Source organism: Bacteroides sp. ET71 (genome assembly GCF_023336905.1).
Taxonomy (GTDB): Bacteria; Bacteroidota; Bacteroidia; order Bacteroidales; family Bacteroidaceae; genus Bacteroides.
Map to the genome: position 1 here is coordinate 1 of NZ_JAMBLS010000121.1, position 711 is coordinate 711.

At 31.2% G+C, this 711-nt stretch carries 1 protein-coding gene; it reads right to left on the reverse strand.

The window, feature by feature from the left end:
- Positions 1-64: 64 nt before the first annotated feature.
- A complete protein-coding gene (locus tag M3090_RS15460; protein WP_249057761.1) occupies positions 65-688 on the reverse strand; it encodes a hypothetical protein in 624 nt (207 codons plus the stop codon).
- Between the last annotated feature and the right edge of the window lie 23 nt (positions 689-711).

Consider the following 711-nt stretch of genomic DNA (forward strand, 5'->3'; position numbering starts at 1 on the left):
ACCAATGAATTTACTTTTATATACAGTTCTTACTTTTGTTGTATTATTCATATATGTACGCTATTTAATGGTTTGGTGAGGAACAGCGTTCAGCTGTTGGCTCGACCTCGTTATAAACTCTATTTGCCATTTGAAATAGTTTGTTGTATGGTATTGTAAATTCGTTTGTTTCATAAATAGGAGCAAACATACGTATCATAAAAATCTTGCAATAGATACTATCACAAAGTATGTTTTTATTGGGTTGCTTCGTAATAAACAATGCTTTATAAGAAAACTTATCGTTCATTTCTTTGACGAAAACCACATCGTAAGAGATTAACATGGCAAGACTGTCATTAGTCATAAAATCATTGTAGCTAAAATTCCTTTTATAGCTGCCTCCTAAAATAATTTCACAGTCATCAAATTTTTTATCTGTAATAAATTCTATCACACCATCGTGTTTGAGGTGTCTGTAATTTATGTTACTGTAATCACTTGCCGATATTTCTCTTATACGTGTTTGTTCAACGAAAGGCATTCTTTTTAAACCCCATTGAACAGGCAACAATGTAAATAACCATAGATACATTCCTATTATGATGATAATCGGAAATGCAAATATCATGGAATGTCTTAAATCCTTTCGGACAAGGCATCCCAAGAATGCTATAATTAGCATAAGAAGCAATACAATGACTATCATCCTATTTCAATTCTAATTGTTTA